The sequence below is a fragment of the Phycisphaerales bacterium genome (assembly GCA_040221175.1).
Taxonomy (GTDB): domain Bacteria; phylum Planctomycetota; class Phycisphaerae; order Phycisphaerales; family UBA1924; genus JAHCJI01.
The window spans coordinates 251,709-278,375 of record JAVJVK010000004.1 but is presented as its reverse complement, the minus strand read 5'-3'; the positions used below and the strand labels follow the sequence as shown (position 1 = coordinate 278,375).

Here is a 26,667-nt window from a genome sequence, read left to right as displayed (position 1 = left end):
CCCGACGCCGCTCCCACACGGGACAATCACCGATACACTGGGCGGTGGAGCCTCCAGACAGCCAGCCCCGGCGAATCCTGATCATCCGCCCGAGCGCGTTGGGCGATGTGTGCCGCAGCGTGCCGGTGCTGGCCGCCCTGAGGGCCCGCTGGCCGCACGCGACGATCGACTGGCTGGTGCAGGACGCCTTTGCCGAGGCCATCGTCGCCCATCCGGCGCTGAGCGAGGCGGTTGCGTTCCCACGCCGGGATCTCTCGCCCTTGGCCAGACCAGACAAGTTCATTGCCGCCTTGCGTTGGGGCAACGGCCTGCGCCGCCGCCGCTACGACCTGGTCGTCGATTGCCAGGGGCTCATGCGAAGCGGACTAATGACCATGGCGACGGCGGCTCCGGTGCGAGTTGGTGCGGCCGATGCCCGGGAGCTCGCCCACCTGGCGTATACGCGTCGCGTGCCGACACCACCGGGACAACACGCGGTGGACAAGATGCTCGCCCTGGCTCAGGCGGCAATCGACTCGTACGGCGCTGCCGAGCCGATCGACGCGCCCGACATGCGGCTGTACACGACCGCGGCGGCGCGCACGGCGGCGGCCGCCATGGTGGGCGAACCGGCCGATGGGCGGCTGGTGGTGCTCGCGCCGACCAGCCGGTGGCCCGCCAAGCAGTGGCCAGACGAACGATTTGCCCAGTTGGCTGATGCGCTGCTGGACCAGTCCAACGCATCCATCGTCATCGTGGGAGGTCGTGGCGAGCGTAACCAGTGTCCACGCACGTGCGAACTGGCTGATCGACATCCTCGTGTCCGGGATCTTGTGGGTCGCACCGGCATCGGAGAACTCATGGCCATCGTCCAGCGATCGTCGCTGGTCGTCGCCAACGACTCGGCCGTCCTGCACATGGCGGTTGGCTTTGAACGGCCTCTGGTGGCCCTGTTCGGCCCGACGCTAACCGGGCTGGTCGGCCCCTATCGGCGTGAAGCCGACGTCCTGCAGCACGAGCGGCCGGATCATGCCAGCGCGCACAAGAACGCCGCGAACGCCGGCATGATGCGGGCGATCGCGGCGGACGAAGTGATCGAGGCGGCGATGACTCGACTCCGGCAGCGTTAACCGTTGCGTTGGGCGAAGTCTCGCATGAACTGGGCGAGCGCCTGGCAGCCAGCGGGCGGGAAGGCGTTGTAGATGCTCGCGCGGATGCCGCCGACCGATCGGTGGCCCTTGAGGCCGTCGAAGTTCTGGGCCTGCGCCTCTTCGAGGAACTTCTTGTTCAGCTCGTCGTTGGGGCAGTTGAAGGTGATGTTCATCATCGACCGGCTACCGGTCTTCGCATGGGGCTTGTAGAAGCCCTCGTCGATGGCATCGTAAATCGTCGATGCCTTGGCAGCGTTGCGAACGCCCATGCCCTCCAGGCCGCCGTTCTCGAGAATCCAGTCGAACACCACGCCCATGACGTAGACGCCGAACACCGGCGGGGTGTTGTAGCGGCTGTCGTTCTCGGCGTGGGTCTTGTACATGCCCATGCTCGGCAGCGTGCGCTCGCAGCGTTCGGCAATGTCCTTGCGAACGATCACCAGGGTGACGCCGCTGGGGCCCAGATTCTTCTGGGCTCCGGCGTAGATGAGCCCGTACTTGCTGACGTCGATCGGTCGGCTGAAGATATCGCTTGACGCGTCGCACACCAGGAACGAGCCATCGGGGCACGTGGGTTCGGTGCTGAACTCGGTGCCGAAGATCGTGTTGTTGCTGGTAAAGTGCAGGTAGGCCGGATTGTCCGAGCACTTCAAGTCGGTGGGGATGTGGTCGAAGTTGCTCTCTTCGCTGCTGGCCGCCACGTTGACCGAGCCATACAGCTTGGCTTCCTTGATGGCCTTCTTCGACCACGTGCCGGTGTTGATGTAGTCGGCGGTGCCCCCGTCGGGGAGCAGATTGGCCGGCACCATCGAGAACTGCGTTGATGCGCCGCCCTGGAGGTAGAGGATGGCGTAGTCATCGGGGATGTTGGCAAGCTTCCGGCACGCGGCCTCGGTACGTTCCCACACGCCGTCGACCACGGGCCCACGGTGGCTGTGCTCCATGATGCCGATGCCGCTGCCATCGATGTCCCAGATGTCCTGCTGCACGCGCCGGAGCACGGCCTCGGGCAAGGCTGCCGGACCTGCCGAAAAATTGAACGTGCTGCGCGTCTGTGCCGAATCGATCAGGGTGCCGCGCGTTGCCGATGCCGTCATGGTATCGATCTCCTCTCGCATGAAATCTGCGTCGTGCTTCTGGTTTGGTCGGTGCTCACGCCGGCTGAAGCTGGTTCACCACGTTGATGAACGATCCGGTCTTCTGATACTCGGTCACGATGCGGACGGTCTCGTCCGCCACGGCTTGCTGGGCCTGATCGGTCGAGGCGCCGCAGTGGTGCGAGCAGCACACGCCTTCGGCGGCCAGGGGGGTCTGGAACGCCTCGTCGGGCGTGCCGGGTTGGTTCTGGTACACGTCGGTGCCAGCGCGCAGGCCCTTGGTCTTGATGGCCTCGAGCAGGGCGGCCTCGTCCACCAGCGTTCCGCGAGCGGTGTTGATGAAGTAGGCGCCGTCCTTCATGGCTGCGAAGAACGCCGCATCGCACATGCCCTTGGTCTCGGGCGTCGCGGCCACGTGGATGCTGACCACGTCGGCCTGCCCCAGCAACTTCTTCAGGTCATCCTGGCTGCTACCGCCGAAGCGCACGCCGTATTGGTCGGCGCTCTGGGGCGTCAGGCTGCGCGACCAGCCGACCACGTCCATGCCAAACGCGCTTGCGCGGGAGGCCACTTCGCGCCCGATGGCGCCCATGCCCACCAGCAGCAGCGTCAGGCCCTTGAGTCCGCGGGCCTTGGCGTACTCCTTCTTGTTCCAGTGCCCCGTGCGCAGCTCGGCGTCCTGAGCGGGCAGGCGACGGTCGCAGTTGATGATGTGGCCCATCGCCAGTTCGGCCACAGCCACGGCGTTCATGCCCGGACAGTTGCACACCGCCACGCCCTTTGAGCTGGCGGCGGCCGAATCGATGTTGTCGTGGCCGGCGCCCGCACGGATGATGCCCTTGAGCGAGCTCTGCCCCTCGATGACGTTGGCGGGCACCTTCGTGGAACGAACGATCAGGATCTCCGGCTGGTGCTTCGAGAGCGCCTCGGGCAAGGTGTCCGGGCCGAGCCCGGGCTCGACCACCACCTCGCAACCGGCCTGCTTCAAGGCCTTGATTCCGGAATCTTCGAACTTGTCGGCGATGAGCACTCGCACCGGGCAAACCTCCTCGGCCACCACGTGCGGCCCCGCGCGGGCCGCCCCGCGGGCGTTGGCGGAATCCTAGCGCACCACCAACGAAAACGGCCCGCCAAGTGGCGGGCCGAGTGCGTGTTCTGCGAAGATGCAGGCTTCAGATCAGCGGAGCTGGCCGGTGTTGATCTCGGTGCCGCCGTAGTCGATACCCTGGAGGCCACCGCGGGTCCAGCGGTAGTAGCCGTCGACCGCCGACGGGCCGCGCGCCTGGGGCTCCCAGGCCGAACCGGTGGGGTCAAACACGAACCGCATGGCACGATCCTGCGTGGGCGTGCGAGGGTCCCAGCCAAGGTTCGAGTCGTCGGTGACGCGCTGGCCGGCCGACAGGTCGAACATGATCATCGTCGTCTTGGCATCGGGGAAGGCGTAGAAGAGCTCCTGCTTGCTGTAGCGATCGTTGCTGTCGTGCATGAACACCTTCTGGGCCGGTGCGTCGACAGCGGTGATCTTCAGCTCGCCGATCTTGGCGCCGCCGGGCACGAAGTAGGACCGGTGGCTGCTGGGGTTCTGGTACAGGCGCTCCGAGGCGGTGCGGCCGGCGTCGTAGGAGGCGGGCACGACCTGGTAGCTCGAGCTGTAGGGCCAGCGGATGTTGGGGTTGCTGGCCGGCTCCTGGAACGGGAACCAGTAGTTCTGGTCGAACAGGTTCTTGGGGTCTTCCTGCCACTGGAGGCGGTAGCGGTCCATCGGCGAGACGACCATCTTCTCGGGCAGCTTCTGGGCCAGGTAGTCGTTCACCACCAGGTGGGTGTAGAGGACGTTGGGGATCCAGCTGCCGGGCTGGTTGAAGTCCGGCCGGTTGGCGCGGAAGCGGATGATGTCGGTGGCCTGAGCCGCCGACGCCTGGATGGCCGTGCCGCCCGTGAGGCCGCCGCCATCGGACTGCTGGTTGCGGCGGATGTCGTCTTGGTCGTTCCAGGTGAACGCATAGATGCGGTCCTGGTAGTCGGCCGAGTAGGTACCCAGGGCGAAGCCGAACTGCTTCAGGTTGCCCAGGTCGATTGCCAGGCGGGCGGTCTTGCGAGCCTCGCCAAGGGCGGGCAGCAAGACGCTGATGAGCAGCGCGATGATGGCGATGACCACCAGCAGCTCGATGAGCGTGAAGCCCGATCGGCCGGAGGTGGCGCCGCGAGAACGGCGGATGCGGTCAGCGAGAGTGATCATGTTGCGTGTGTCCTCCACTGCCTCCCACGAGGGGGGCTCCTTGGATACCGTGCCGAGCGTTGCTCGGGTCGTTTCTCGATCCGGCCGTATGCCGAACAGGTGGGATGCCGAGTCCGGATCGAAGCGGCTCGGCAGGCTCCAAACGGTGGTTGTACGCGTGTCATGCCGCCTTGGATGCATGGAGACAGGTGGCACGCGCAAATTTTCCGTCACGATATCTTAACAGGCAAACCGGCCTGAGTGTTCCCACCCCGGCCGGCAAGTTTCCTTCTGGAGGATCGGTTGGCGAGCCTGGCTCAGCGGAGCTGGCCGGTGTTGATCTCGGTGCCGCCGTAGTCGATGCCCTTCAGGCCGCCGCGGGTCCAGCGGTAGTAGCCCGTTACGATCGAGTCGGCACGAGCCTGGGGCTCCCAGGCCGAGCCGCCCACGAACTGGTAGCGCGTGGGGCTGGTCGAACGAGGCGAATTGGGCATCCAGCCCGGGTTCGAATCATCGGTCACCCGGACGTTGGCCGAGAGGTCGAACATGAGGATGGTCGCCTTGGCGTCGGGGAAGGCGTGGTAGAGCTCGGTCTTGGCGTAGCGATCGACGTTGTCGTGCATGAAGACCTTCTGGGCCGGCGCATCCACCGCGGTGATGCGCAGGTCGCCCAGCTTGACGGTGCCCGGAACGAAGTAGGAGCGGTGGGTGGCCTGGCTGATGCGGCTGCCCTCTTGCGACGCGTCATACGAGGCGGGAACCACCTGATAGCTCGAGCTGTAGGGCCAGCGCTTGTTCGAGCCCGAGGCCGGTTCCTGGAACGGGAACCAGTAGTTCTGGTCGAACAGGTTCTTGGGATCCTCCTGCCACTGCAGGCGGTACTTGTCCATGGGCGAGACGACCATCTTCTCGGGCAGCTTCTGGGCGAGGTAGTCGTTCACCACCAGGTGGGTGTAGAGGACGTTGGGGATCCAGCCGCCGGGCTGGTTGAAGTCCGGGCGGTTCGCCCGGTAGCGGATGATGTCGGTAGCCTGAGCGGCCGTTGCGGCGATGGGCGAGCCACCACTCAGCGGACCGCCTTCGGACTGCTGGTTGCGGCGGATGTCGTCCTGATCGTTCCAGGTGAACGCGTAGATGCGGTCCTGGTAGTCGGCCGAGTACGTGCCCAAGGCGAAGCCGAACTGCTTCAGGTTGCCCAGGTCGATGGCCAGGCGGGCGGTCTTGCGGGCCTCGCCAAGGGCGGGCAGCAAGACGCTGATGAGCAGCGCGATGATGGCGATGACCACCAGCAGCTCGATGAGGGTAAATCCGCGCATCTTCTGGCGGAGGCTGGCCGTGGCAGCGGCACGCGTGTTCTTCATGATGGGTCCCCTTCGGTCCAGGTCGTCCTTGAACACATCCCGCGATAATCCGGAAGAATACCGAACAAACTCGGGCGTTACACGATCTGAACCTCAGACTAACCGAAAACGACCCGCGATTCCAGACTAAATCGCGGGTCGAACGGCTTTCATGTCGGATTTTTGCCAATCCGCGGGTCGAATCGGCACCCTCACGAGTTGATCAGCGGAGCTGGCCGGTATCGATCTCGGTGCCGCCGAAGTCGATGCCCTTCAGGCCGCCGCGGGTCCAGCGGTAGTAGCCGTTGACCGGCGAGGGGCTGCGGGCCTGGGGCTCCCAGGCAGATGACGAAGCGTCGAACACGAAGCGCATGGGTGTCGTGGAGCGCGGCGACCGCGGATCCCAGCCCAGGTTGGCGTCGTCGGTGACACGCTGGCCGGCCGAAAGGTCGAACATCAGGATCGTGGACTTGGCATCCGGGAAGGCGAAGAAGAGCTCCTGCTTGCTGTAGCGGTCGTTGCTGTCGTGCATGAACACCTTCTGGGCGGGCGCATCGACCGCGGTGATTCGCAGCTCGCCGATCTTGGCGCCGCCGGGGATGAAATAGGAGCGATGGCTGCTGGGGTTCTGGTAGATCCGGCTGCCCTCCTGCGAGGCGTCGTACGTCGCCGGCACCACCTGATAGCTCGAGCTGTAGGGCCAACGGATGTTGGGATTGCTCGCCGGCTCCTGGTATGGGAACCAGTAGTTCTGGTCGAACAGGTTCTGCGGGTCCTCTTGCCATTGGAGGCGGTACTTGTCCATGGGCGAGACGACCATCTTCTCGGGTAGCTTCTGGGCCAGGTAATCGTTCACCACCAGGTGCGTGTACAGCACGTTGGGAATCCAACTCGAGGGCTGGTTGAAGTCCGGGCGGTTGGCGCGGTAGCGGATGATGTCGGTGGCCTGAGCCGCCGAAGCCTGGATCGCCGTGGTGCCGGTCAGCGGCCCACCCGCATCGCTCTGTCGGTTGCGGCGGATGTCGTCCTGATCGTTCCAGGTGAACGCGTAGATGCGGTCCTGATAGTCGGCCGAGTAGGTTCCAAGTGCGAACCCAAACTGCTTGAGGTTGCCCAGATCGATGGCCAGTCTCGCTGTCTTGCGAGCCTCGCCCAGCGCGGGCAGCAGCACGCTGATGAGCAGCGCGATGATGGCGATGACCACCAGCAATTCGATGAGCGTGAAGCCGCGGCGAACGCCGTTGGTCCCGGTGTGATTCAAGATGTTTCGCAACATGGTTCGTACTCCCCAAAGAGCCTTGGGCGACGCGCCGTTGCGGCCAGAACACGAGGCAACACCGAAGCGTCGCATCGGGGGGAAGCCCGACACTTTGAGATTACCAGAGAGTTCGATCCATGTCCAGAGAATTTTCAGGGTAACTATAACAAAACCCGCACATTATGCGGGTTTATGCGAAGATTCATGTTGGTGACACGGGCTCGGCCCGGTCTACTTGGCCCGGCCTGTTGGGCTTAGTATTGGCCGGTATCGATCTCGGTGCCGCCGAAGTCGATGCCCTTCACGCCGCCACGCGTCCAGCGGAGCTTGCCGGGCGTGATGTCAGACGTGGCGCCCGTGAAGGTGGGGGCCTCCCACGCGCGGGGCTGGTAGCTGATGCGGGTGTACTGCGAACTGGTCGGCGAGGTGGGAATCCAGCCGAGATTGAAATCCTGGCTCAGACGCACGATGCACGAGCCGTCCCAGGCGAGCACGGGCTGGCGGCACTGGTCGTAGCCGGTCCAGATGGGCTCCTTTCCGAAGTGGCGTCCCTCGGCGTCGTGCATCTGGGCCTTCTGGGCCGGGCTGTCGACGGCGGTCAGGCGCACGTCGCCCAGCTTGGTGCGGCTGGTGCTGCCGTAGGAGTAGTGGGCGCTCGCCTGGCGAACGCGATCTCCCGGGTTGGCGGTGCGGTCGTACCCTGCGGGCACGAGCTGGTAGCTGGAGCTGTACGGCCAGCGCTTGTTGCGGCTCGAGGCCGTGGGCTGGCGCGGGAACCAGTAGTTCTGATCGAAGAAGTTCTCCGGATCTTCCTGCCAGTTCAGGCGGTCGCGGTCGGCGGGCGAGACGACCATCTTCTCGGGCAGCTTCTGGGCGAGGTAGTCGTTCACGACGAGGTGGCTGTAGTAGACGTAGGGGATCCAGCCGGTGACACGCGGCATGTCGTCGCGGGTCGCTCGGCGGCGCAGGATGTCGATGGCCTGGTTGGCCGCGGCCTGCATCGGATTGGCCGCCGCCCGCAGATCGCCGAACTCCGATTGAGCGCAGTCGTTGCTGTCGTTCCAGGTGAAGCCCCACTGGCGATCCTGGTAATCGGCGGCGTACGTACCCGTCGCGAAGCCGAACTGCTTCATGTTGCCCATGCAGATGGCCAGGCGGGCCGACTTGCGGGCTTCGCCAAGGGCGGGCAGCAGGACGCTGATCAGCAGAGCGATGATCGCGATGACCACCAGCAACTCAATGAGGGTGAAGCCCGGGCGGTTCCCGAGCCGGTGCAGCCTTGAGGTTGGCAGCATGTCGTCCATCCTTCCTGGATCTGCCCGCCGATCACCGGGCATTGGCGAGGCCACGAGGCCCCCGAGCAAGAACCCCCTACGACCCGGCGAATGGCTGATCGGAACCATCACACATATTCGGGTCGGCCCTTGACGTCTTGGCAGTGTACCCGATCATTCCGGAATGCCACAAACCTTTTTGCAGCGTTCCGGTTCCCTTTTTTCGTCCCGAATCCTCAAAATCGGCCAGCCGGCGACGCTTGTTCTTATTTTGTTTGGAATTGGCTGCTCTTCCACCGAACGTGGGAGCGATTTCGACGCCGGACCGACACGCCTTCAGCCCGCTTCGCGTTCGGCTCTCATCGACGGCACGCTGGTGACCCGCGAAGACCTCTGGCCGCTGCTGGCCGAGCGAGCTGGGGCTGCCGGGCTCGAGGCCATCGCCCTTGATCGAGCCGTGGCGCGCGAGGCTGACCGCGCGGGCGTGCAGGTCGACGAAAATGACCTGAAGGCGGAGCGTGCGATCGTGGAGCGCGCGCTGGCGGGTGTTGGTCTGACCGATCGGCAGCAGCGCGGCCGCATCGTGGCGGAGGCGCGGGCGCGACGTGGGTGGGGACCCACGTGGTTCGAAGGCCTGCTCCGCCGCAATGCCCTGGCGCGCAAGCTGACGAGGGATGACGCTGCCGCCCCGACCGAGGCCGACATCGCCCGGTTGTATGAGGTGCTCTATGGCGCGCGGCGCGAGGTGCGGGTGCTGGTCATGGCCAGCGAGCGCGAGGTTGCCCGCCACCGAGCCGAGGTTGCCGCGGCGCTCGCACAGTCGCGAGCGTCGGGCGAGGCGCGATTCATGATGCTGGCAACCAGGCACAGCAGCGACGTCTCGGCCTCACGCGGCGGATTGCTTGACCCCGTTGGACGGTTCGACGCAACGTACCCCGATGCGTTCCGTGAGGCCGTCTTCGAAACCGCCGTGGGCACGCTGACGCCGGTGATCGCACTCGACGAGGGATTCGCGGTGGCGTACGTCGTGAATGAGCGTTCGGCGGATCAGGCGCCGCCCGAATCGGTGCGTGGCGAGTTGATCGAGCGATTGGAACTGGACGCCGAGCAGCGCGCAATGGCGGCCTTGTTTGAGCGGCTTCGGGCCGCGATGCGTGTCGAGCCGCTGGATGAGTCGCTCCAGTGGAGCTGGGAAAACCAGGTCCGCTGAAATGGTTCAGCCGTCGTCGTCCTCATCGGCGTTCACCATCGCTTCGTACGCGCGCGCAAGGCCGGCCAGTTGCAAGTCTGGCACGACATGCTCGACGATCTCGTCGTTCTCGAACAACGGGAGGGCGTCACCGCCGGTCGCGATGACGCGTGGGTAGCCTCCGTAGGCGAGCGCGAAGCGATCCACCAGGCCGTGCACGAGCCCGATGGCGGCTTGCTTTACGCCAAGAGCCATGGCGGGCTCGGTGTCGCGTCCCCAGGGTTCGGCCTCAGGAATTGAGATCGCGAACGCGTCGGCGGCACTCAGCTTCGGAAGCGCTGGCGCCGCGGAGTTCAGGCCGGCGAGCATCGCTCCCACGCCCGGGGCGATGGCGCCGCCGTGGTGGGTGCCCTGCCCGTCGATGAAGTCGACCGTGATGGCGGTACCGGCGTCGATCACGATGCATGCCTGCTCGGCCATGCGGAAGGCAGCCAGGCAGCAGAGGAGTCGATCGATGCCCACGCGATCGGGCCTGGTCGCAGCGGTGACCAGCGGGACGGCGAATTCCTTGCCCGCGTACGCAACGTGCTCGGTGTGCGCCGAGAGCGCCCCGGCGGCGGCCTGGGCGGCTGGCTGGTTGACGCTGGCGATCAAAAGCGGAGCGCCGTGGTGATCGTCCAGGAAGGGCGCGAGCGCGTCGGCGATGGCCGCGGCGTCGGTGGCTGCGTGTGAAGCCGAGTGGTGGACGGCCCCGTCGGCGTAGCTTGCGGTCCGGGCGCGGGTGTTGCCCACGACCAGGAGAGCGGCGGGTGGGGCGGGCGTGCGATCCGGGTCCTGGGTCATGAACGGGGCCTCGTTTCAACAGGGGGGAAGCCCACAGAGTATGGAGCGCGCACGCAAAAACCGACCCCGCCAGCGGGTGCGGCCACGGCGGAGTCGGTCTTGCCAGCGCGGGGACGCTGGCCGAGGGAGACGGGGCGTGGCTTACTCGCAGCCGGCGTCGAAGGCGTTCTGGAACGCCAGGAAGTCGAAGAGGGTCAGGTCGCCATCGCCGTCGAAGTCGGCGGCCGGCTCTCCGGCATCAAAGGCGTTCTGGAAGGCCAGGAAGTCGAAGAGCGTGAGCTCGCCGTCGCCATCAAAGTCTGCAGCGCACACGTCGCTGGCGATCTCCATCGAGACGAAGTTGATCTCCATCGCGACGTTGTCTGGGAAGATGCTCCAAACAGTGAAATTGAAGCGGGTCAGGCCGGCAAACTCGTAGAGGCCCAGGGCATCGGCGATGTCCAGCGAGTCGAGCGTCGAGCCCTCGTAGCCCAGGTCGAAGCCGAGCTGGTAGGGGGAGGTCTGGAGCGGTACGCCGCCCGGCGAGGTGCGCGAGGTGGACAGGATGAAGCCGTCCGAGACGGGGAAGCCGTCAACCAGCGTGAAGAACGCCTCGGTGCCCGACACGATCGTGGTGCTGACCGAGCCGAAGTCCAGCAGGAATGAGTCATTGTTCACGGGGTAGTTGCGCAGGTCGCCGGGCAGGACATCGAAGAACTCGTCCGAATCGACCTGGAACGTGACGGTGGTGATGTCGCCGGCCGAGACGGCCGCAAGATCGCCCTCGGTGATTCGGCTGGAAGCAACCTCGCCGGTGATCGTGACGGTGATGGGGTCCGCATGGGCCGCGGCGCCGGTGGCGGCGAGCAGGGCCAGGATGATCGTCTTGTTCATGGTTCTCTTTCTTGTCTAAGTGAGAGTTTGTGAGCAGGCGGGGCGCGGCTTACTCGCAGCCGGCGTCGAAGGCGTTCTGGAACGCCAGGAAGTCGAAGAGGGTCAACTCGCCGTCGCCATCGAAATCGGCGGCAGCTTCGCCGGCGTCAAAAGCGTTCTGGAACGCGAGGAAGTCGAACAGGGTCAAATCACCATCGCCATCGAAGTCGGCCGGGCACGACGCGTCCAGGCGGACCACCCAGGTCTGGAGGTTGCGTAGGGTGTCGGGGTAGCCCCAGCCGGCCATCCAGTTGCCATCGGGCGAGATCGCGCTCACGAACGCGAAGGTGTAGCCCGCGGGGTAGCTGACGCCCTTGCTGTCGAGGAAGTCGGCCACCGATGTGGTGCCCACGCCCTCTTGCCAGACAAAGCCGCGGCCGAAGCTGGCCGGGGAGCCGAAGCCCCAGGTGCCGCCGCCGGCGAGCGAACCGTCGTGGTTGACCGCCGCCGCGGCCATGCGGCTGTCGGCGCCCACCGCCAGGCGAGGGATGGTCTGCAACTCACCGGTGCTGGTGTTAAAGCGCCACGTGTCGGTGGGATCGAACAGGCCGCCGAAGGCGATGCCGAAGGCCCAGACGCCGTCGTCCGAGACGTCCATGGCCTCGGAGAGCTGGGTGCCCATGTCGTCGGTGATCAGCGTCTGCACGCCGTCGATCCAGACCGAGCCCTGGCGGAAGCCGTCGGGCGCGTCCTGCCAGCCGACGATGACCTCGCCGTCGTGGCTGACGCCGTTGGCGCGGGCCGACTGGCCGTCGGCCATGGTGCCGATGTCGATGACGCCCACGCCCTCGGTCCACTTCATGACGTGGGTGTCGGCGGTGCCCAGGCTGGTCCAGCCGAGCCCGACGACGTGGCGGCCGTCGCCCGAGATGGCCCAGCCGCTGGAGACCTCGGCATCGATCTGCGTGCCAACGCCGGGGATCATGCCGAAGCCGGTCCACTCGCCGGCGGCGACGTCATAGCGCGACATCTCGTGCCAGCCCTGATCGGCATTGAACGTGGTACCGCTGATGAAGAGGCCGTCGGCAGAGATCTTGCCCTGGCCGCCAACGCCCAAGCCCGGGGTGACGCCACCGATCTGCATCGAGCCGGTGTCGGCGGTCCACATGAAGTACTGCTCGCCGAAGCCGCTCGAGCCGCTGACGACGCCGGTGTTGCTGATGTCGTCGGCAAAGCCCTGGCCGACGGGAATGGTGTAGAACTCCTGGGCGAGTGCCAGGCCGGACACCGACACCAGGGCGGCGGCCGCTGCAATGGTTCGAATCTGCATTTCTCGTGCCTCCGGAGCCGCGAGCGGCTCGCTCGTGTGCGTGGTGGGGCTCGCTTCATGGCGTGCCCGTGAAAGGGCTCGCTGCCCCAGGGATGCGAAATCGGTCCGAGAGATTATGCCGCCTGGTTCCATCTCCACAAGTTTCCCCAGAGAAAATTCAGGAAAAATTGTTGCGTGTGGCCCCCAAGCGGGTACCATGCGTCGTCGCAACTGCGTCACGTTCGTCAACGACCCTAATTGTTCGGTATTTGAACAGAATGAGTACTACGACTACTTCAAACGGGTCCACCTTCGAAGAGCACTGCCGCGACGCCGTCCGTGAGTTGCGCGGGGCCTTGTTGGGCTTGTACTCGCAGGTTGGGGCCGATCCGGACCGCCCGCAGGACGTTTCGCGCCGGCTGGGGCTCAACAAGAACCTGACCTGGAAGATCTCTCGGGTGCTGCAGGCCGAGGACGCATTCGAGGCCCTTCCGCTCCTGCCAGGAATGGCCGGGCTGGATCTGGTGATGGAGGCGACCGAGAAGGCTGGGGCCGACGCCGCGGCCCTTCAGCGCACCCGGCTTGCGATTGCCGAAATCGAGGCGATGGTGGCTACGCACGGTGGCGATCGGGCCACGATGGATCTGATGCTGGACAGCATGGCCGAGACCGGCCTGGAGAAGAGTCGGAAGCTCGCCTTTCGGGGCAATGCAGGCATCTGGGGCGTGATGGCCAAGGCCCGGGTTTCGGCGCAGGTTCTGGCGCCCAACGCCGACGATCCGAACATGCTCGACGTCATGCTCATCGCCGGGTTGCAGAAGGTCCGACGGTTCCGTCCCATCCCGCGATGGCCCGTGTTCCGGCTTGGCCGCTACGAGTTCGAGGGCCAGGTGCAGCGTTTCGCGGTCGAAGAGGCGCCGGACGCGCCATGGGGCTTCTTGCCCTCGTTCTCCCGCGGGCCCATGCCCGAGATCCACGTGCGTGAGGATGGCGACGAAGTCACGTACGAGGTCGGCGACGGACCGGTGGGCAAGACCGGAGAGTTTGGCTGCTACTTCGGCTTCGGATATCGCGCCGACGTACCGCGATACCAGACCAAGCCCGATGAAACCGCATGGCTTGCCGCGGCGGTAAGTATGCCCGTCGAGACGCTCCTCTTCGATTTGTTCGTACACAAGGACATGCCCGAGGCGTTGCAGGCCGAAACGTCGATCTACGGCGGCGCCTGGCAGAACACGCCGCAGTTTCCACCCTCGGCCAAGCTGCCCATCAACGATCGCCCGGTGCACCTGGGGCGAGGAGCCGACGTGTCGACGCCCCTGGCGGATCAGTACGCGGAGGTGATGCGGCTGTCGTTCGAGCGCGCGGGCTGGTCTGCCGAGGATTTCCACTGCTTGCGATTGGTCGTCGAGCACCCTCCGATGCCGTCGCGTGCGGTGATTCGCTATCCGCTGCTCGAGCGACCGGTGCGCTAGGCCATCGCGGCCCGTCCCATCAGCGGCCCGCTATAGCGTTCAAAGTCAGGCTTGGCCAGGCACACCGTGCGCCAGCGCGCGCTGCGCACCTTCATGTGTGCCGCGTAGGCCTCCACGTCGATGGCCCGCAGGGCATAGTAATGGTCCTTGTACATCCACACGTCTTCGAACAGCGGGCTCGGCGTGGCGGGGGGTTCGCCCGGGCACTCGTACACAAAAACGAAGCACCCCACATAGCCGCGACCGAACATGGTGCACCAGCGGCGAAGGCTGTCGACGTCGTCGTCGGTCACCCAGTTCTCCAATCGCGTCGAGCCGGCGGGCAGGCGGCGGCCCTTGAGCTCCACGAGGAGATTGGGCGTGCCATACAGCACGTAGTCGAACGCCTTGAGCGTTCTGGTCTGCCCGGCCAGGGTGGTCTCGAGTGGCGCCTGCTCGCCGGGCAGGATGGCCCGGCGAGCCTCGTCGACCGCTACGAACGGAACGCCCCGTTCGCTCAGCATGGCCTTGAAGGCCTGCTCGTAATGGATCTGGCGGCGTCCCATCGAGTTTCATGCTAGCGGCCTGTTCGGGGGATAACGCGGGCATGGCAAGCGTGGTGTTCAGATCCGGCAAGCGCTGCGTGAAGTGTGCGCGGTTTGAAGCGCGGATGGCGGACGCGAGGATATTGGGGCGGTACGCTGGGGCCGGTACGCCCCGTCCAGCCTCGCACTTCCGGAGAGATTGTCATGCGTCAAGCCCATTCCGCGGCCGCGGTGCTGCTGTTGTCTTGCTTCGCGACTCCGTTGAGCGCCATCGCTCAGCACGGCGAGCCGAGCGGCGCCAGCACCAGCGACGGCGTGCGCGAGCCGGGAGCCATGGACGATGGCTATGAGCCCAATGTGGAGACACCCTTCCTCTTCCACGAACGACACCTGCACACCCACAACCGCCCGCACACGACGGTGGCGCCCGATGGCACGCGGTTCTTCACCACGCGAGATTCGTCGGTGACCTTGCCCCTCCCGGGTGAGGATGACGCGTTCGTGTTCGCGATCTTCGGCGACCGCACGGGCGGGCCCGACCTCGGTATCAACGTGCTGGCCGACGCCGTGCGCGACGTGAACCTCATCGAGCCCGACCTGGTCATGACCGTCGGCGACATGATCGATGGCTACAACCAGAGCGCCCAGTGGATGACCGAGATGGGCGAGTTCAAGGCGGTCATGGGCGAGCTGTTGTGCCCCTGGTTCCCCGTCGCGGGCAACCACGATGTCTACTGGCGGGGCGACAACAAGCCCGAGGGCGAGCACGAGACGGCCTACGAAATGCACTTCGGTCCGTTGTGGTACAGCTTCATGCACAAGGGCTGCCACTTCATCGCGCTCTATACCGACGAGGGCAACCAGCAGACCGGCGAAAAGAGCATTCATAAGCCCGAGAGCCAGCAGATGACGGTCGAGCAGCGCGAGTTCCTGGCCCAGGCCCTCGAGCGCGGCAGGGACGCGACCCACCAGTTCATCTTCGTCCACCATCCGCGATGGCTGGGCAACAACTACGGCAGCGACTGGAACGAGAACGTGCATCCGATGCTGGTCGAGGCTGGCAACGTCCGGGCCGTCTTTGCCGGGCACATTCACCGCATGCGGCACGACTTCGGACCCAACGGCGACGATGGCATCGAATACGTCACGCTGGCGACCGTGGGTGGCGGACAGAGCCATCAGGTTCCTCAGGCCGGCTGGCTGCACCAGTACCACCTCATCACCGTGCGGCCCCAGCAGATTGCCATGACGGCATATCCCGTGGGCGCTGCGATGAACGTCCGTGAGATCACCGGAGAGATGGCCGACAGTCTGGCCCGGCAGGCGCGCCAGGGTATCGAAGTCGACGGCGTCGTGGCATTCGGATCCGAGGGCGGCGCCCGAGGCGAGGTCGCCCTGACGGTCAAGAACACAACCGATCGGCAACTCCAGGTCGAGGTCACCCCCAGCAGCCTCGACAACCGCTGGCTCGTGCGGCCCGATCACGTGCATGCAATCCTTCAGCCCGGCGAAACCAGGGACGTCGGCTTCCTCGTGGGCCGTCCCGCGCAGACCGCCGACGCGTATCTTGATCGCCTGAGCTTCGCGGTCGACGCCGACTACCTGGGCCAGACCGCCCGTTACGCGCTGCCGACCACCGAAGTGGAAGCGCCCGTCGATCTGACCAGCCTGCTGGGCGGCGCTCGACCCGAGACCAACATGGCCCTGAACTTCGACGGCGTGGACGACGCCATCCTGGTGCCGAGCGAGGTGGCCAGCTTCGAGCAAGGACCGTTCACCATCGAGTGCTGGTTCAACGCGCGGAACTTCGAGGGCCGCCGGGGCCTGCTGACCAAGACCCAGAGCAGCGAGTACGGCTTCTTCGTGAGCGATGGCGTGCTGGGCTTCAGCAACCATCTCGGGGGCGCTTACCGCAACAACCGGGTCCGTGATTCGATCCGAACCGACGCCTGGCACCACGTTGCCGCGGTCTACGACGGAAACGCCACCCGGGTCTACCTGGACGGCGTGCTGGTCTCGACCGAGGGCGTCGACCCGGCGTGGGATCGCACGACCAACAGCCTGCCGTTGATCATCGGAGCCGACCCGGATGGTTCAGGCAGCCCTATGAGCTTCTTCGAGGGCCAGATCGACGAGGTCCGCCTGTCGGGGATCGCCCGCTATCGCGGAGAGCGCTTCAGCCCAGCGCGTCGACTGGAAGCCGATGAGCACACCCTGGCCCTGTATACCTTCGACCGGTCGATGGGGCCGTACGTGGTCGATGAGTCCGGGCACGGCCATCATGCCCGGCGGGTTGGCGAGCCGAGCGTCGTCCAAGCCCGGTAATTGCTCTCCCCGATTGGCCGTGGGCCCACCCTTTGATTGCGGTTGGGAATAGGGCCGGGCGAATCGGAATCCATATCATTCAGCATGGACCACGTCCTGACCGATCCGAAGGCCCGCCTGGCGCTCGTTCGCGAGTTGCTGGAGGACGTGAGCCGCGCCGAGGAGCCAGGGCAGATCCAGACCGCCCTGCGGCGCATGTGGCGGCTGCACCCGGTCGACCTGTACGTGTCGGCCTCGACGCGGGGGCTCGGGCAGGGCGAGTACAAGATCACCCGGCTCATCCACACCCGCGAGGTGGCCAGCGCCGACGACGGGGGCGCCGCGGCCTACCAGCGATTTGATCCCTGGCGAGACTGGGCCAAGCTGCCCGTCCACACCGCAGGCCTGCTTGGCCCGATCATCGAGGCGGGCGAGCCCGCCATCGTGTCGCTCGACGGCGTGCCGTCGGATCCTGCGCTGGGCGACGCGGCCGCCGACATGCGGTCGTTGATTGCCACGCCCATCTTCGACCGAGGCCGGCCGTTGAACTGGGCCTTCCAGTTCGTGCGGGATGCCGAGTCGTTCGATGAAGAAACGCTCGAGATGTTCGTAATGCTCGCGAACCTCAGCGGTACGGCCACGCGGAACCTCGTGGCGGTGCGTGAAGCCGAGAGCGCGACAATGCGGCTGCGTTCCCAGTTCGAGGAGGTTGCCCGGGTCCAGCAGAGCCTGTTGCCGCGGACGCTCCCCGATATTCCTGGACTGTCGCTGGCCACGAGTTATCTCACCAGCGACCAGGCGGGCGGCGACTACTACGACTTCTTCCCCTTCGACGACGGGCGGTGGGGCATCCTCATCGCCGACGTCTCGGGTCATGGCGCAGCGGCGGCAACCGTGATGGCCATGCTGCACGCCATCCTGCATGCGTACGAGGGGAGCGGCATGCACCCGCACCTGGTGCTCGAGCATGCCAACAGCCGCCTTGTTGCCGCGGGGCTTGAGGGCGCCTTCACGACGGCATTCCTGGCGATCTACGACCCCTCCACGGGCGAGTTCCAGTTCAGCAGGGCCGGGCACAATCCGCCGCGTTGGAAGAAGGGCGCCACGGGCGAGGTCGTTCCCCTGGACGAAGCGGGCAGCTTGCCGCTGGGCGTCTTCGAGCCGCTGGGCGCAACCAGCGCTTCGATCCGGCTGGAAGAGGGCGACACCGTCGTGCTATACACCGACGGCATCACCGAATCGTTCAACGCCGAGCGTGAGATGTTCGGCGTCGAAGGGCTGGACGCGTCGCTCGAGAGCTGCTCGGGCCAGCCCGCCTGCGTCGTCGATTCGGTGCACGGCGCCGTGTACGAGCATACCCAGTCTCGGACGCGAGAGGACGACCAGACCATCGTGGCGCTGCGCTATACCCCGGTGCCGCAGCTCCAGGAAGCGACCTTCGAGACCGCCGCCGGCGTGCTGGCATGAGCGAAGATCGCAGTGACTGGTTCGAAGCCTCCCCCTTTGGGCCTGCCGACGACCAGGGGCGGCGAGCCCCCGAAGACGGCTTGCGGTTCCGCTGCACGATGTGCGGCAACTGCTGCACCGGGGCGCCCGGATCGGTCATGCTCGACGGGTCGGAACTGGCCGACCTTTCGGCCCACCTGGGGCTTTCCGAAGCCGCCTTCGTCGAGCAATTCACCAAGCCCCTGGACGGCGGGGCGTCGCTGCGAGAACGCCTCACGGCGTTTGGATGGGACTGCGTCTTCCTTGACCGAACGTCGATGCCGGGCAGGGCCGTCTGCGGGGTGTATGACCATCGCCCCCTCCAATGCCGGACCTGGCCGTTCTGGAAGCGCAATTTGGGCGATGAACGCTCATGGGATCGTGCCGCGACGACGTGCCCGGGCATGAACTCCGGCCCGCGGACGCCCGCCTCGCTCGTCCGGCTTACGCGCGACGCGAGCCCGATCTGATGAACGGATTCCCGAACGATCGCTTCGATGCCCATGATCTGGACGTCGCGCGGGGGTGGCTGCGTGCTGCCGAACGCGACGAGGTCGGTTGCTGGCTCGAAGCGATCTATGCGATGATCGCCGAGCAGGTGGCCGCCCGGGCGCCGATGTGCGTCGCCTCGGGGCGCTGCTGCAACTTCGAGTCCTACGGCCATCGGCTCTACGTCACCGGGCTCGAAGCGGCCTGGTGCGTCGGACAACTGCGAGGCGAGCACCCCTTGCTCTCCAGGGACACGATCCAGCAGGCCCGGCTGCGGGGCGGATGCCCGTTCCAGGTGGGCAAGCTCTGCGGCGTCCACGCCATCAAGCCCGTGGGTTGCCGAACCTATTTCTGCGACGCCGGGACCGATGCATGGCAAGAGGATCTGACCGAACGGGCCCACGCCATGGTCAAGCGACTCCACGAGACGCTCGGCATCGAATACCGATACATGGAGTGGCGTTCGATGCTGTCGCTCCTGGTCGACGCGGGGGTTATTGAGCCTGAGACTCAATAACAAACGTAATCGGTCCGTCATTGCACGAGCGGACCAGCATGTGTGCGCCGAACCGGCCGGTCTGCACCCGTGCAAACTTTTGTGAGAATTTCTCTACGAATCTGGAAAACATCACGTCGGCCGCATCCGGCGGCAGCGCACCATCGAAGCTGGGGCGGCGCCCCTTGCCGACGTGGCAGCCAACCGTGAAGTTCGGGATCAGGAGGACGCTGGCGGCCTCCAACTCTTTAATGGAAAGGTTCATTTTCCCGTTCTCGTCGGGGAAGATGCGAAGATGGATGAGTTTCTCCACCATCCAGTCGAGGCTTGCGTCGGTGTCGTCGCGTTGAAGGCCAACCATGGCCAGTAGGCCTTGGTCGATGTGGCCGCTAATATCGCCTTCTTGTGGGAGTGTGACGCTGGCTTCGATGACACGCTGGACGATCACTCGCATTTCCTGGCTCACTCCGTTGTTTCGAGGCGGGCATGGACACTGAGACGGTGATCATTGGCGGCGGACTCGCCGGGCTGAATTGCGCCAGGGTGCTGCACGCGGCGCAGCGTCCGTTCGTGCTGCTCGAAGCGTCGGACCGTATGGGCGGACGCGTGCGAACCGAAACCATCGAGACGCTTGAGGGCGCGTACCTCGTCGACCGGGGTTTCCAGGTGTTGCTGACGGCGTACCCGCACGCGGCCGAGGCGTTCGACTACGAGTCCTTGGACCTGCGGTGCTTCTATCCCGGCGCCAAGGTCATTCTTTCGGGAGACTTTCACCGCGTGGCCGATCCGCGTCGACGGCCCGGGGATGCCTTGCGGGGCTTTCGGACGCCGATCGCGACGACGCGTGATAAGCTCCGACTGGCCGAGTGGTCGCTGCGCGTGCTCGCCGGGCCGGTCGAGAACATCTGGAAGCGTCCGGGCCGCAGCGCGATCGAGGCGCTGCGGGACGCGGGCTTCGATGAGTCCACGATCGATCGATTCTTCCGTCCGTTCTTCGGTGGGGTGTTCTTCGACCGCGAACTGGACACCTGCAGCCGGATGCTCGAGTTCGTGTTCCGGATGTTTGCGCAGGGGCGGGCGTGCGTGCCCGCCCACGGCATGGGGCGCCTGCCCACGCAGATGGCCGAGGGCCTGCCCGCCGACGCGCTGCTGACCGGCACGGCCGTCCAGCGGATCGAGCGCCCGGGCGAGCAGTGGGTCGTGCATGCCGAGGGCGGCTCGTGGCGTGCCCGCACGGTGGTTGTGGCGACCGATGGCGGCGTGGCCGCCGGCCTGCTTGAGGGCCGCGCGACGGCCCCGACGCCCCCGCAGGCGTGGCGCTCGACGGCGACGCTGGCTTATGCCTGCGACGCCTCGCCCACCGACGAGCCAATCCTGGTGCTCGATGGCGATGGCCAGGGGCCAATCAACCACCTGGCGGTGATGAGCGACGTGTCGCCGCACTACGCCCCGCCCGGACGCCACCTGCTCTACGCCAACGTGGTCGATCCCGCGGTGCTGGCCGAGCACGCCGACGACGCAGCGCTCGATGCCGCGTGCCGCCCGCAGCTGCAACGCTGGTTCGGCCAGGCCGTCGAGGGCGCCACACTGCTGAACCTCGATCGGATCGAGCACGCGTTGCCCGATCAGGGCCCGGCACGCATGGAAACCCCACAGTGGCCGTCGCGGCTGGGCGAGGGGCTCTACGCCTGCGGCGACTGGCTGGAGAACGGCTCGATCGACGGCGCGCTGTCCAGCGGCAAGCGGTGCGCCCGGGCCGTGCTGGACGACGTGCCGGCCTGACCGGTGCGGGGCCGGGGCCATACGCTCGGGCACGGAGATGCCCATGCGAACCATTGCCGCCGTCCTTGCCGTATCCATCTCGTGCCTCCAGGCGCTGGCCCAGGCCGTCGTTCCGTGGCCGGCCGATTCGGACACGCTGGTGGTCAAGGACGTGCTCGCCCTGGACCGCCTCTCGCGCGGCGGGCGCAGCCTGATCGTGAGCGACCCGGTCGAGCTGAGCCTGGTCCGCGGCGATTGGAAGCCGCCCGCCGAGGGCGACGAGGTCACGACCCCCGACGGACGGTCGGCGAGCTGGAAGCCCCTGAGCGCCAACGACGAGGGCGTGTTCAACGACCGCGCGCTCGCCGGGGGCTACGCCCACGTGGTCATTCGTTCGCCGCAGCGCCGCATCGCGATGCTCCACGCCCGCGGCCACCGGCACGTGGTGGTCAACGGCCAGCGCCGCGGAGGCGACGTCTACAACCTGGGCATCACGGCCCTGCCCATCGAGCTGCGCGAGGGTGACAACGAGCTGCTGTTCAAGGGTGGACGCGGGCGGATGCGGATCGAGCTGCGCGAGCCCGAAGCCGAGCTGTTCTGGCTCGACAGCGACGTGACCAAGCCCGACGTTGTCAATGATGGCGAATACATCGCCGCTGCACCTCTGGTCAACGCCACGGCCGAGCAACTGATTGGCGTGCAGGGCGTGTGGGATGGCGGACGCTTTGTCACCCAGGTCGCGCCCGGGCTCGGAGGAATCGCACCTCTTGGCGTCCGCAAGCTGCCAGTACACATGGTTCTCCCCGCGACCTCGGAGACCGGCGAGATCACTACGAATCTGGAGGCCCTGTCGGGGATGACACGGGTCCAGATGCCGATATCGCTAGGCGTTCGCCAGCCCCACGAAAAGCACTCTCAAACCTTCATCAGCGACATCGACGGCAGCGTGCAGTACTACGCCGTCACGCCGCCGGTCGAGGGCTCCAGGCCCGAGTTGTTCATCCTGACCCTGCACGGCGCCAGCGTCGAGGCGAGAAACCAGGCCAATGCCTACGGCCACAAGGATGGCACGATCATCGTCGCGCCCACCAACCGCCGGCCCTTCGGCTTCGACTGGGAGGACTGGGGCCGGCTCGACGCCATCGAGGTGCTCGCCCACGCCCGCGAGGCGTACGGGCACCAGAACCCCGAGCGGACGTACCTCACCGGCCACTCCATGGGCGGCCACGGCACGTGGCAGGTGGGGGCCCACTTTGCCCCGAAGTTCGCCGCCATCGGCCCCAGCGCGGGCTGGCGGGACTTCTGGAGCTATGGGGGCGCGGGCGAGTTCGACGAGGGCGACCCCATCGGCCGGATCCTCAATACCGCCAACAATGCCAGCCGCACGCTGCTGCTCGAAGAGAATTACCAGGACCTGGGCGTCTACGTCCTCCACGGCGACGCGGACAACAACGTGCCGGTGAGCCAGGCACGCTTCATGCGCGAGCGGCTCGCAAAGTTCCACCCGGACTTTGCGTACTACGAGCGGCCCGGGGCCGGGCACTGGTGGGGCAACCAGTGCGTCGACTGGCCGCCCATGATGCGGTTCTTCGAGGATCGCGCCATCGACATGACCCCGGCGCGGGAGCGCTTCACCACCATCAACCCGGCCATCAGCAGCGAGGCGAGGCTGTTCACGATCCAGCGGCAGGCGCGGTCCATGGAGCCCGCGACGCTCACGGTGGTGCGCCCGACGGCCGAGGCGCCCATGGACATCGCCACGAGCAACGTGCTGGCCTTCTCGCTGGATCACGATGTGATCGATGGCGAGCACTTCCGCGACACCGTGATGATCGATGGCCAGGAGGTGCACCGCATGGGCGGCGGCATCCTGTACGACTTCCAGCGTGCGACGCTCGACGACCCATGGAAGGCGATCGCGCCCTTCCACGACCCCGCCCTCAAGGGCGCCCACCGCGCCGGCCCTTTCAAGCACGCCTTCGACAACAACATGGCCTTCGTCTACGCCACCGGCGGCACCGAGGAAGAGAACGCCTGGGCGCTCGCCAAGGCTCGCTACGACGCCGACACCTGGCAGTACCGGGCCAACGGCGCGGTCGACGTCGTGCCCGACACGGCCTTCGATCCCGATGCCGAGGTCAACGCGAATCGCAACGTCATCCTCTACGGCTGCGCCGACTCGCACCGGCTGTGGGACCAACTGCTCGGCGACGGGCCCGTACGCATCGGCCGGGGCTCGGCGACGGTGGGGGATCGCACCATCGAGCGCGACGACGTGGCCGCGTTCTTCGCCTACCCGCGGGCCGGGACCGACGAGGCACTGGTGGGCGTGGTCGCGGGCACGGGCGCGATCGGCCGGCGCCTGGCCGACGAGCCGCGGTACTTCATCTCGGGCGTGGGCTATCCGGACTGGCTGCTCCTCACCCCCGACGTGCTGGAGAAGGGCCTTGAGGGGGTGATCGGCGCCGGCTTCTTCGGGCCCGACTGGTCGGTCGACCCGGCCCAGAGCGCCTGGCGCTGAAGCCCTATCCTCCGCCCATGGCCGGCCCCGACACGAACGACCCAGCTCCCAGCCTCAGCATCGTCGCGCTCGACGACGACGCGGACTTTCGCGAGTACCTCGAGGGCCTGCTGGCCGACGCGGGCCACGAGGTGCGCACGGTCGCCACGCCCGCGGCGCTCTACGACGCGTGCGAGGCCCGGCTCCCCGAGGTCGTGCTCCTGGACATCAACATGGGCAAGGACCGCGGCGAGGACGTGCTGGCCGAGCTGCGGGAGCGCTGGGAGAAGCTCTGCGTCATCGTCATCACCGGCCACCCGACCATGGACTCGATGCGGCAGACCTTCAAGAAGCAGGTCTTCGACTACGTCACCAAGCCCTTCGAGCCCGCCGAGCTGACCCGCGTGCTCGCCCAGGCGGCCAGCGAGTACGCGCTGGGCGTGCGGCCCCAGGACAAGCTCCGCGCCGCGCTCGGCCGGCAGATACGCCTCGCGCGCTCGGCGAAAGACTGGACGCTTAAGGACCTGAGCGAGGCGTCGGGCGTCAGCGTCAGCCAGCTCAGCAGCATCGAGCGCGGCGCGCACCTGCCGAGCCTGGAGAGCCTGCTGATGATCGCCCAGGCGCTGGGCGCGCTGCCGAGCGAGTGGCTGGCGGGGGCGGAGTTTTAGGGGAAGGCACGAAGGCACCGAGGCACGCAGGCACGAAGGGGCGGATCTCTGATTCCTTTGTGCCTCAGTGCCTCGGTGCCTCTCTTCAACACCCTGCGTCGAACGCTGTCTGGTACGCCAGGAAGTCGAAGAGCGTCAGCTCGCCGTCGCCGTCGAAGTCGGCAAGCGCGTCGCCGTCTTAAAAGAGGTTCAGGAAGGTAAGGAAGTCGTAGATGGTGAGAGAGCCATCGAGGTCGAGGTCGGGCTGGCAGTCGGTGCAGGCGAGGTCGAAGAAGTAGGCGGCGCCGTAGTCGTCGCTGGAGAAGACGTCGCTCTCTTCGGGGGCGCCCACGAGCAGGAATCGGCCATCGGTCGCCATGCTCCACCCGAAGCGCAAAGCGAGCGTCGTGGTGTCGGGCACGATGCGGGATTGCTGCTGCCAGTCGCCATCGGCTGATCGCCCGAACGCCTGGACCGAGCCCACGCTGTCGCCCTCCGCCGTGACAAAGAGTTGGTTGCCTTCGAGCGTGACTGTCGTACCAAACGTATCCTGCTGATCGGGCTCGTTGCTGCGGATCTCCGCTGACTGCACCCATTGCGAGCCATCGAACTCGTACTCGTAAACCACGCCCTGGAACTCGAAATCGCGAGTGGCGAGCGGCGCCCCGGCCAGCAGACGCGAGCCGCTGATTGAAATGCTGCGGCCGATCCGCTCGGCGGCGTCCACGCGAAGGCTCTGCTCCAACTCGTATGTGCCGTCGACCGAACGCCTGTACACGTGCACGGAACCGCCATTGGTTCGCTCGGCCCTGTCGAAAGGAGCTCCGACGACCAGCCGTTCGTTGCTGAGCGAGAGTGCAATCCCAAACCACGAGTTCTCTGAAACGTCGTCGGGACGGGAAACAATGTCGCGTAGTTCCCAATTCGAACCCCGCGCTTCATAAGCCAGCACGCGGGGTAGACGGCCTAGGCGGTCGTTGTAGTTTTCTGATACGAGCAATTGGCCATTATCAACGGCCACCTCCGTGCCGAATTCGAGGGCTTCCGCGGGTGGCTCTATTCGTGCGCTCTCCGCCCATGACCCATCTGAAAGACGGTATACGAACACGGCACCAGGTCGGTCGCTGCGCCCTGGAAGTCCGCTGAACGGTGCCCCAACAACCAGATGAACATCGTCCGCATCGATCGAAATGCCGTAGTTGTCCGGCGACTGCGGGAATGGGGACGTGAGTGTTTGGACATGCTCGAGTTGCCCGTCGATCATCTGGTACACGTAGACCGCCCCGGCCCCGCACCCAAAGCCGGTGCAGAGGACCTCTGCGCGGTAGTCGGCGACGAACCAGTACTCCCCACTTCGAGCGACGGCGTTACCGAACGATGTCGATGCGTACGGCCCGGGAGCCAGCAGCCGCTGGAGCTGGCAGGGTTCGTCGGCGAGCGCGCTTCCCGGACCACCCACGACCACCGCCAGGGCGCACACGCAATGGGCAATTCCTCGCATGCCCATTCTTCCGCCGGCCAGCGCGCCCGGTTGCAGCCCGATGTTCGGCAGCCCCCGAACAAACCATGCGTCCGATAGAGAAACCGCCCTGGCGACCCCAAGAAGAGTTCCGAGCGTGCTCGGAGCCGCTCCGTGTACGCTCGGAGCCGTTCCGTGTACGCCCGGAGTCGCTGCGTGTACGCCCGGAGCCACTCCGTGTACGCCCGGAGTCGCTCCGTGTACGCCCGGAGCCGTGCCGTGTACGCTCGGCGTCGCTCCGTGCACGCCCGGAACCGCTCCCCGTGCAAGGAATGTCGCACTTCGCGTGGCCGGCTTCGGGCCTGGCGGGGTCGTGGTCGCGGCGTTCTCGGGCCTGGGCCTCCCCGCCCCTTGTGCCTGCGTGCCTTCGTGCCTCGCTACCCGACCACCCCGGCGCCGCCCTTGAGCCGGCTCTTCATCGAGCGGTCCAGCTCGCGCTTCATCTCGCGGTCGGCGATGGCGTGCCGCTTGTCGACCTTGCCGCGGCCCCGGGCCAGGGCGATCTCGAGCTTGGCGTAGGGGCCCTGGAAGTAGAGCCGCAGCGGGATGAGGGTGATGCCCTTCTCGTCGCTGGCCTTGGCAAGCTTGCTGATCTCGCGCTTGTGGGCCAGCAACGTGCGCACTCGGGTGGGGATGTGCTGGTGCCCCTGGGCGGGCGGATACTCGGCGATGTTCACCGAGTGCAGCTCGAGTGCCAGCGGCGTGAGCTGGGCCCGCACGTAGCCCTCGCCCAGAGAGACCTTGCCGTCGCGGACGCTCTTGACCTCGCTGCCGGTCAGGCGAATGCCGACCTCGAGCGTGTCGAGGATGTCATACTCGTGCCGCGCCTTGCGGTTCTCGATCATGACGGGCTTTGGCTTGCGGGGCTTCTTGGCCATGGGGGATGGTAGGGGAGGGGGTGTTGGGTGTTTGGAGTGACATGGGGTTGCATCGCGGTCGGGGTTCGGTCACAATGAC

Annotated in this window: 23 protein-coding genes; 10 read left to right on the top strand and 13 right to left on the bottom strand. The window is 66.4% G+C overall.

Translation table 11 applies throughout. The features are described from left to right. Positions 1-44 precede the first annotated feature (44 nt). Positions 45-1,109, top strand: coding sequence for a glycosyltransferase family 9 protein (locus RIE32_03385; GenBank protein MEQ9095287.1), 1,065 nt, complete (start codon positions 45-47; stop codon positions 1,107-1,109). Here the strand turns inward: RIE32_03385 and serC are convergent. The 6 genes from serC to RIE32_03355 all read right to left on the bottom strand — a co-directional run bounded on the left by serC (position 1,106) and on the right by RIE32_03355 (position 8,338). Then, positions 1,106-2,227, bottom strand: a complete 1,122-nt coding sequence (gene serC, locus RIE32_03380; protein MEQ9095286.1) for a phosphoserine transaminase — start codon at positions 2,225-2,227, stop codon at positions 1,106-1,108. The two genes, RIE32_03385 and serC, sit on opposite strands and share 4 nt — an antisense overlap. Positions 2,228-2,282: 55 nt before the next feature. After that, complete coding sequence (locus RIE32_03375; protein ID MEQ9095285.1) at positions 2,283-3,263, bottom strand: hydroxyacid dehydrogenase; 981 nt, start codon at positions 3,261-3,263, stop codon at positions 2,283-2,285. Between the two features lie 141 nt (positions 3,264-3,404). Beyond that, positions 3,405-4,466: a type II secretion system protein gene (locus RIE32_03370; GenBank protein MEQ9095284.1), complete on the bottom strand. Its 1,062-nt coding sequence runs from the start codon at positions 4,464-4,466 to the stop codon at positions 3,405-3,407. A 296-nt stretch (positions 4,467-4,762) separates the two neighbouring features. After that, on the bottom strand, positions 4,763-5,806 hold the full coding sequence (locus tag RIE32_03365) for a type II secretion system protein (GenBank protein ID MEQ9095283.1): 1,044 nt from the start codon (positions 5,804-5,806) through the stop codon (positions 4,763-4,765). 202 nt (positions 5,807-6,008) lie between these two features. Next, positions 6,009-7,061, bottom strand: a complete 1,053-nt coding sequence (locus RIE32_03360) for a type II secretion system protein (GenBank protein MEQ9095282.1) — start codon at positions 7,059-7,061, stop codon at positions 6,009-6,011. 236 nt (positions 7,062-7,297) lie between these two features. Then, positions 7,298-8,338: a type II secretion system protein gene (locus RIE32_03355; GenBank protein ID MEQ9095281.1), complete on the bottom strand. Its 1,041-nt coding sequence runs from the start codon at positions 8,336-8,338 to the stop codon at positions 7,298-7,300. A 355-nt stretch (positions 8,339-8,693) separates the two neighbouring features. On the opposite strand from RIE32_03355, the gene RIE32_03350 reads away from it, so the two are divergent. Further along, positions 8,694-9,527, top strand: coding sequence for a peptidylprolyl isomerase (locus RIE32_03350; GenBank protein MEQ9095280.1), 834 nt, complete (start codon positions 8,694-8,696; stop codon positions 9,525-9,527). Between the two features lie 6 nt (positions 9,528-9,533). On the opposite strand, the gene RIE32_03345 is transcribed toward RIE32_03350, so the two are convergent. From RIE32_03345 to RIE32_03335, 3 genes are all read right to left on the bottom strand, one after another. Then, positions 9,534-10,349: a type III pantothenate kinase gene (locus RIE32_03345; protein MEQ9095279.1), complete on the bottom strand. Its 816-nt coding sequence runs from the start codon at positions 10,347-10,349 to the stop codon at positions 9,534-9,536. Between the two features lie 141 nt (positions 10,350-10,490). Then, positions 10,491-11,222 carry a GC-type dockerin domain-anchored protein gene (locus RIE32_03340; protein MEQ9095278.1) on the bottom strand — a complete coding sequence of 244 codons (732 nt, stop codon included), beginning with the start codon at positions 11,220-11,222 and terminating at the stop codon, positions 10,491-10,493. Between the two features lie 49 nt (positions 11,223-11,271). Then, entirely contained in the window at positions 11,272-12,531 is a 1,260-nt protein-coding gene (locus RIE32_03335) for a GC-type dockerin domain-anchored protein (GenBank protein ID MEQ9095277.1), read from the bottom strand. Positions 12,532-12,788: 257 nt separating this feature from the next. Here RIE32_03335 and RIE32_03330 point away from each other — a divergent pair, with 257 nt between their 5' ends. After that, positions 12,789-13,985, top strand: a complete 1,197-nt coding sequence (locus RIE32_03330; GenBank protein ID MEQ9095276.1) for a hypothetical protein — start codon at positions 12,789-12,791, stop codon at positions 13,983-13,985. On the opposite strand, the gene RIE32_03325 is transcribed toward RIE32_03330, so the two are convergent. Beyond that, complete coding sequence (locus tag RIE32_03325; protein ID MEQ9095275.1) at positions 13,982-14,530, bottom strand: HYExAFE family protein; 549 nt, start codon at positions 14,528-14,530, stop codon at positions 13,982-13,984. The genes RIE32_03330 and RIE32_03325 overlap by 4 nt on opposite strands. Before the next feature lie 183 nt (positions 14,531-14,713). On the opposite strand from RIE32_03325, the gene RIE32_03320 reads away from it, so the two are divergent. From RIE32_03320 to RIE32_03305, 4 genes are all read left to right on the top strand, one after another. Then, positions 14,714-16,834 (top strand): LamG-like jellyroll fold domain-containing protein, encoded by a 2,121-nt coding sequence (locus RIE32_03320; protein ID MEQ9095274.1) that lies wholly within the window; start codon positions 14,714-14,716, stop codon positions 16,832-16,834. 84 nt (positions 16,835-16,918) lie between these two features. Next, the gene (locus RIE32_03315; protein ID MEQ9095273.1) at positions 16,919-18,280 is read left to right on the top strand and encodes a SpoIIE family protein phosphatase; all 1,362 of its coding nucleotides are present in this window, start codon (positions 16,919-16,921) and stop codon (positions 18,278-18,280) included. Further along, entirely contained in the window at positions 18,277-18,768 is a 492-nt protein-coding gene (locus RIE32_03310) for a YkgJ family cysteine cluster protein (protein ID MEQ9095272.1), read from the top strand. Before RIE32_03315 ends, RIE32_03310 begins: the two co-directional genes overlap by 4 nt. After that, the gene (locus tag RIE32_03305) at positions 18,768-19,304 is read left to right on the top strand and encodes a hypothetical protein (protein ID MEQ9095271.1); all 537 of its coding nucleotides are present in this window, start codon (positions 18,768-18,770) and stop codon (positions 19,302-19,304) included. Before RIE32_03310 ends, RIE32_03305 begins: the two co-directional genes overlap by 1 nt. Here the strand turns inward: RIE32_03305 and dtd are convergent. Further along, entirely contained in the window at positions 19,282-19,737 is a 456-nt protein-coding gene (dtd, locus tag RIE32_03300) for a D-aminoacyl-tRNA deacylase (protein ID MEQ9095270.1), read from the bottom strand. The two genes, RIE32_03305 and dtd, sit on opposite strands and share 23 nt — an antisense overlap. Positions 19,738-19,769: 32 nt before the next feature. Here dtd and RIE32_03295 point away from each other — a divergent pair, with 32 nt between their 5' ends. Genes RIE32_03295 through RIE32_03285 form a run of 3 tightly spaced genes read left to right on the top strand, consistent with a single transcriptional unit; the run spans position 19,770 to position 24,212 of the window. Beyond that, a complete protein-coding gene (locus RIE32_03295; protein MEQ9095269.1) occupies positions 19,770-21,065 on the top strand; it encodes an NAD(P)/FAD-dependent oxidoreductase in 1,296 nt (431 codons plus the stop codon). A gap of 43 nt (positions 21,066-21,108) precedes the next feature. Beyond that, entirely contained in the window at positions 21,109-23,565 is a 2,457-nt protein-coding gene (locus RIE32_03290) for a prolyl oligopeptidase family serine peptidase (GenBank protein ID MEQ9095268.1), read from the top strand. Between the two features lie 17 nt (positions 23,566-23,582). Then, complete coding sequence (locus RIE32_03285; GenBank protein MEQ9095267.1) at positions 23,583-24,212, top strand: response regulator; 630 nt, start codon at positions 23,583-23,585, stop codon at positions 24,210-24,212. Positions 24,213-24,390: 178 nt separating this feature from the next. Here RIE32_03285 and RIE32_03280 read toward each other — a convergent pair whose 3' ends face one another. Next, a complete protein-coding gene (locus tag RIE32_03280) occupies positions 24,391-25,692 on the bottom strand; it encodes an FG-GAP repeat protein (protein MEQ9095266.1) in 1,302 nt (433 codons plus the stop codon). Between the two features lie 395 nt (positions 25,693-26,087). Then, the gene (gene smpB, locus RIE32_03275) at positions 26,088-26,588 is read right to left on the bottom strand and encodes an SsrA-binding protein SmpB (protein ID MEQ9095265.1); all 501 of its coding nucleotides are present in this window, start codon (positions 26,586-26,588) and stop codon (positions 26,088-26,090) included. Positions 26,589-26,667: the final 79 nt, after the last annotated feature.

Bases quoted from the DNA above. Each gene is read 5' to 3' on its own strand.
- RIE32_03315 (MEQ9095273.1), top strand. From the start codon at position 16,919: ATGGACCACGTCCTGACCGATCCGAAGGCCCGCCTGGCGCTCGTTCGC.
- RIE32_03305 (MEQ9095271.1), top strand. From the start codon at position 18,768: ATGAACGGATTCCCGAACGATCGCTTCGATGCCCATGATCTGGACGTC.
- smpB (MEQ9095265.1), bottom strand. From the start codon at position 26,588: ATGGCCAAGAAGCCCCGCAAGCCAAAGCCCGTCATGATCGAGAACCGC.
- RIE32_03355 (MEQ9095281.1), bottom strand. From the start codon at position 8,338: ATGCTGCCAACCTCAAGGCTGCACCGGCTCGGGAACCGCCCGGGCTTC.
- RIE32_03310 (MEQ9095272.1), top strand. From the start codon at position 18,277: ATGAGCGAAGATCGCAGTGACTGGTTCGAAGCCTCCCCCTTTGGGCCT.
- RIE32_03280 (MEQ9095266.1), bottom strand. From the start codon at position 25,692: ATGCGAGGAATTGCCCATTGCGTGTGCGCCCTGGCGGTGGTCGTGGGT.
- RIE32_03335 (MEQ9095277.1), bottom strand. From the start codon at position 12,531: ATGCAGATTCGAACCATTGCAGCGGCCGCCGCCCTGGTGTCGGTGTCC.
- RIE32_03290 (MEQ9095268.1), top strand. From the start codon at position 21,109: ATGCGAACCATTGCCGCCGTCCTTGCCGTATCCATCTCGTGCCTCCAG.
- RIE32_03325 (MEQ9095275.1), bottom strand. From the start codon at position 14,530: ATGGGACGCCGCCAGATCCATTACGAGCAGGCCTTCAAGGCCATGCTG.
- RIE32_03340 (MEQ9095278.1), bottom strand. From the start codon at position 11,222: ATGAACAAGACGATCATCCTGGCCCTGCTCGCCGCCACCGGCGCCGCG.
- RIE32_03370 (MEQ9095284.1), bottom strand. From the start codon at position 4,466: ATGATCACTCTCGCTGACCGCATCCGCCGTTCTCGCGGCGCCACCTCC.
- RIE32_03285 (MEQ9095267.1), top strand. From the start codon at position 23,583: ATGGCCGGCCCCGACACGAACGACCCAGCTCCCAGCCTCAGCATCGTC.
- serC (MEQ9095286.1), bottom strand. From the start codon at position 2,227: ATGACGGCATCGGCAACGCGCGGCACCCTGATCGATTCGGCACAGACG.
- RIE32_03345 (MEQ9095279.1), bottom strand. From the start codon at position 10,349: ATGACCCAGGACCCGGATCGCACGCCCGCCCCACCCGCCGCTCTCCTG.
- RIE32_03365 (MEQ9095283.1), bottom strand. From the start codon at position 5,806: ATGAAGAACACGCGTGCCGCTGCCACGGCCAGCCTCCGCCAGAAGATG.
- RIE32_03360 (MEQ9095282.1), bottom strand. From the start codon at position 7,061: ATGTTGCGAAACATCTTGAATCACACCGGGACCAACGGCGTTCGCCGC.
- RIE32_03330 (MEQ9095276.1), top strand. From the start codon at position 12,789: ATGAGTACTACGACTACTTCAAACGGGTCCACCTTCGAAGAGCACTGC.
- RIE32_03295 (MEQ9095269.1), top strand. From the start codon at position 19,770: ATGGACACTGAGACGGTGATCATTGGCGGCGGACTCGCCGGGCTGAAT.
- dtd (MEQ9095270.1), bottom strand. From the start codon at position 19,737: ATGCGAGTGATCGTCCAGCGTGTCATCGAAGCCAGCGTCACACTCCCA.
- RIE32_03320 (MEQ9095274.1), top strand. From the start codon at position 14,714: ATGCGTCAAGCCCATTCCGCGGCCGCGGTGCTGCTGTTGTCTTGCTTC.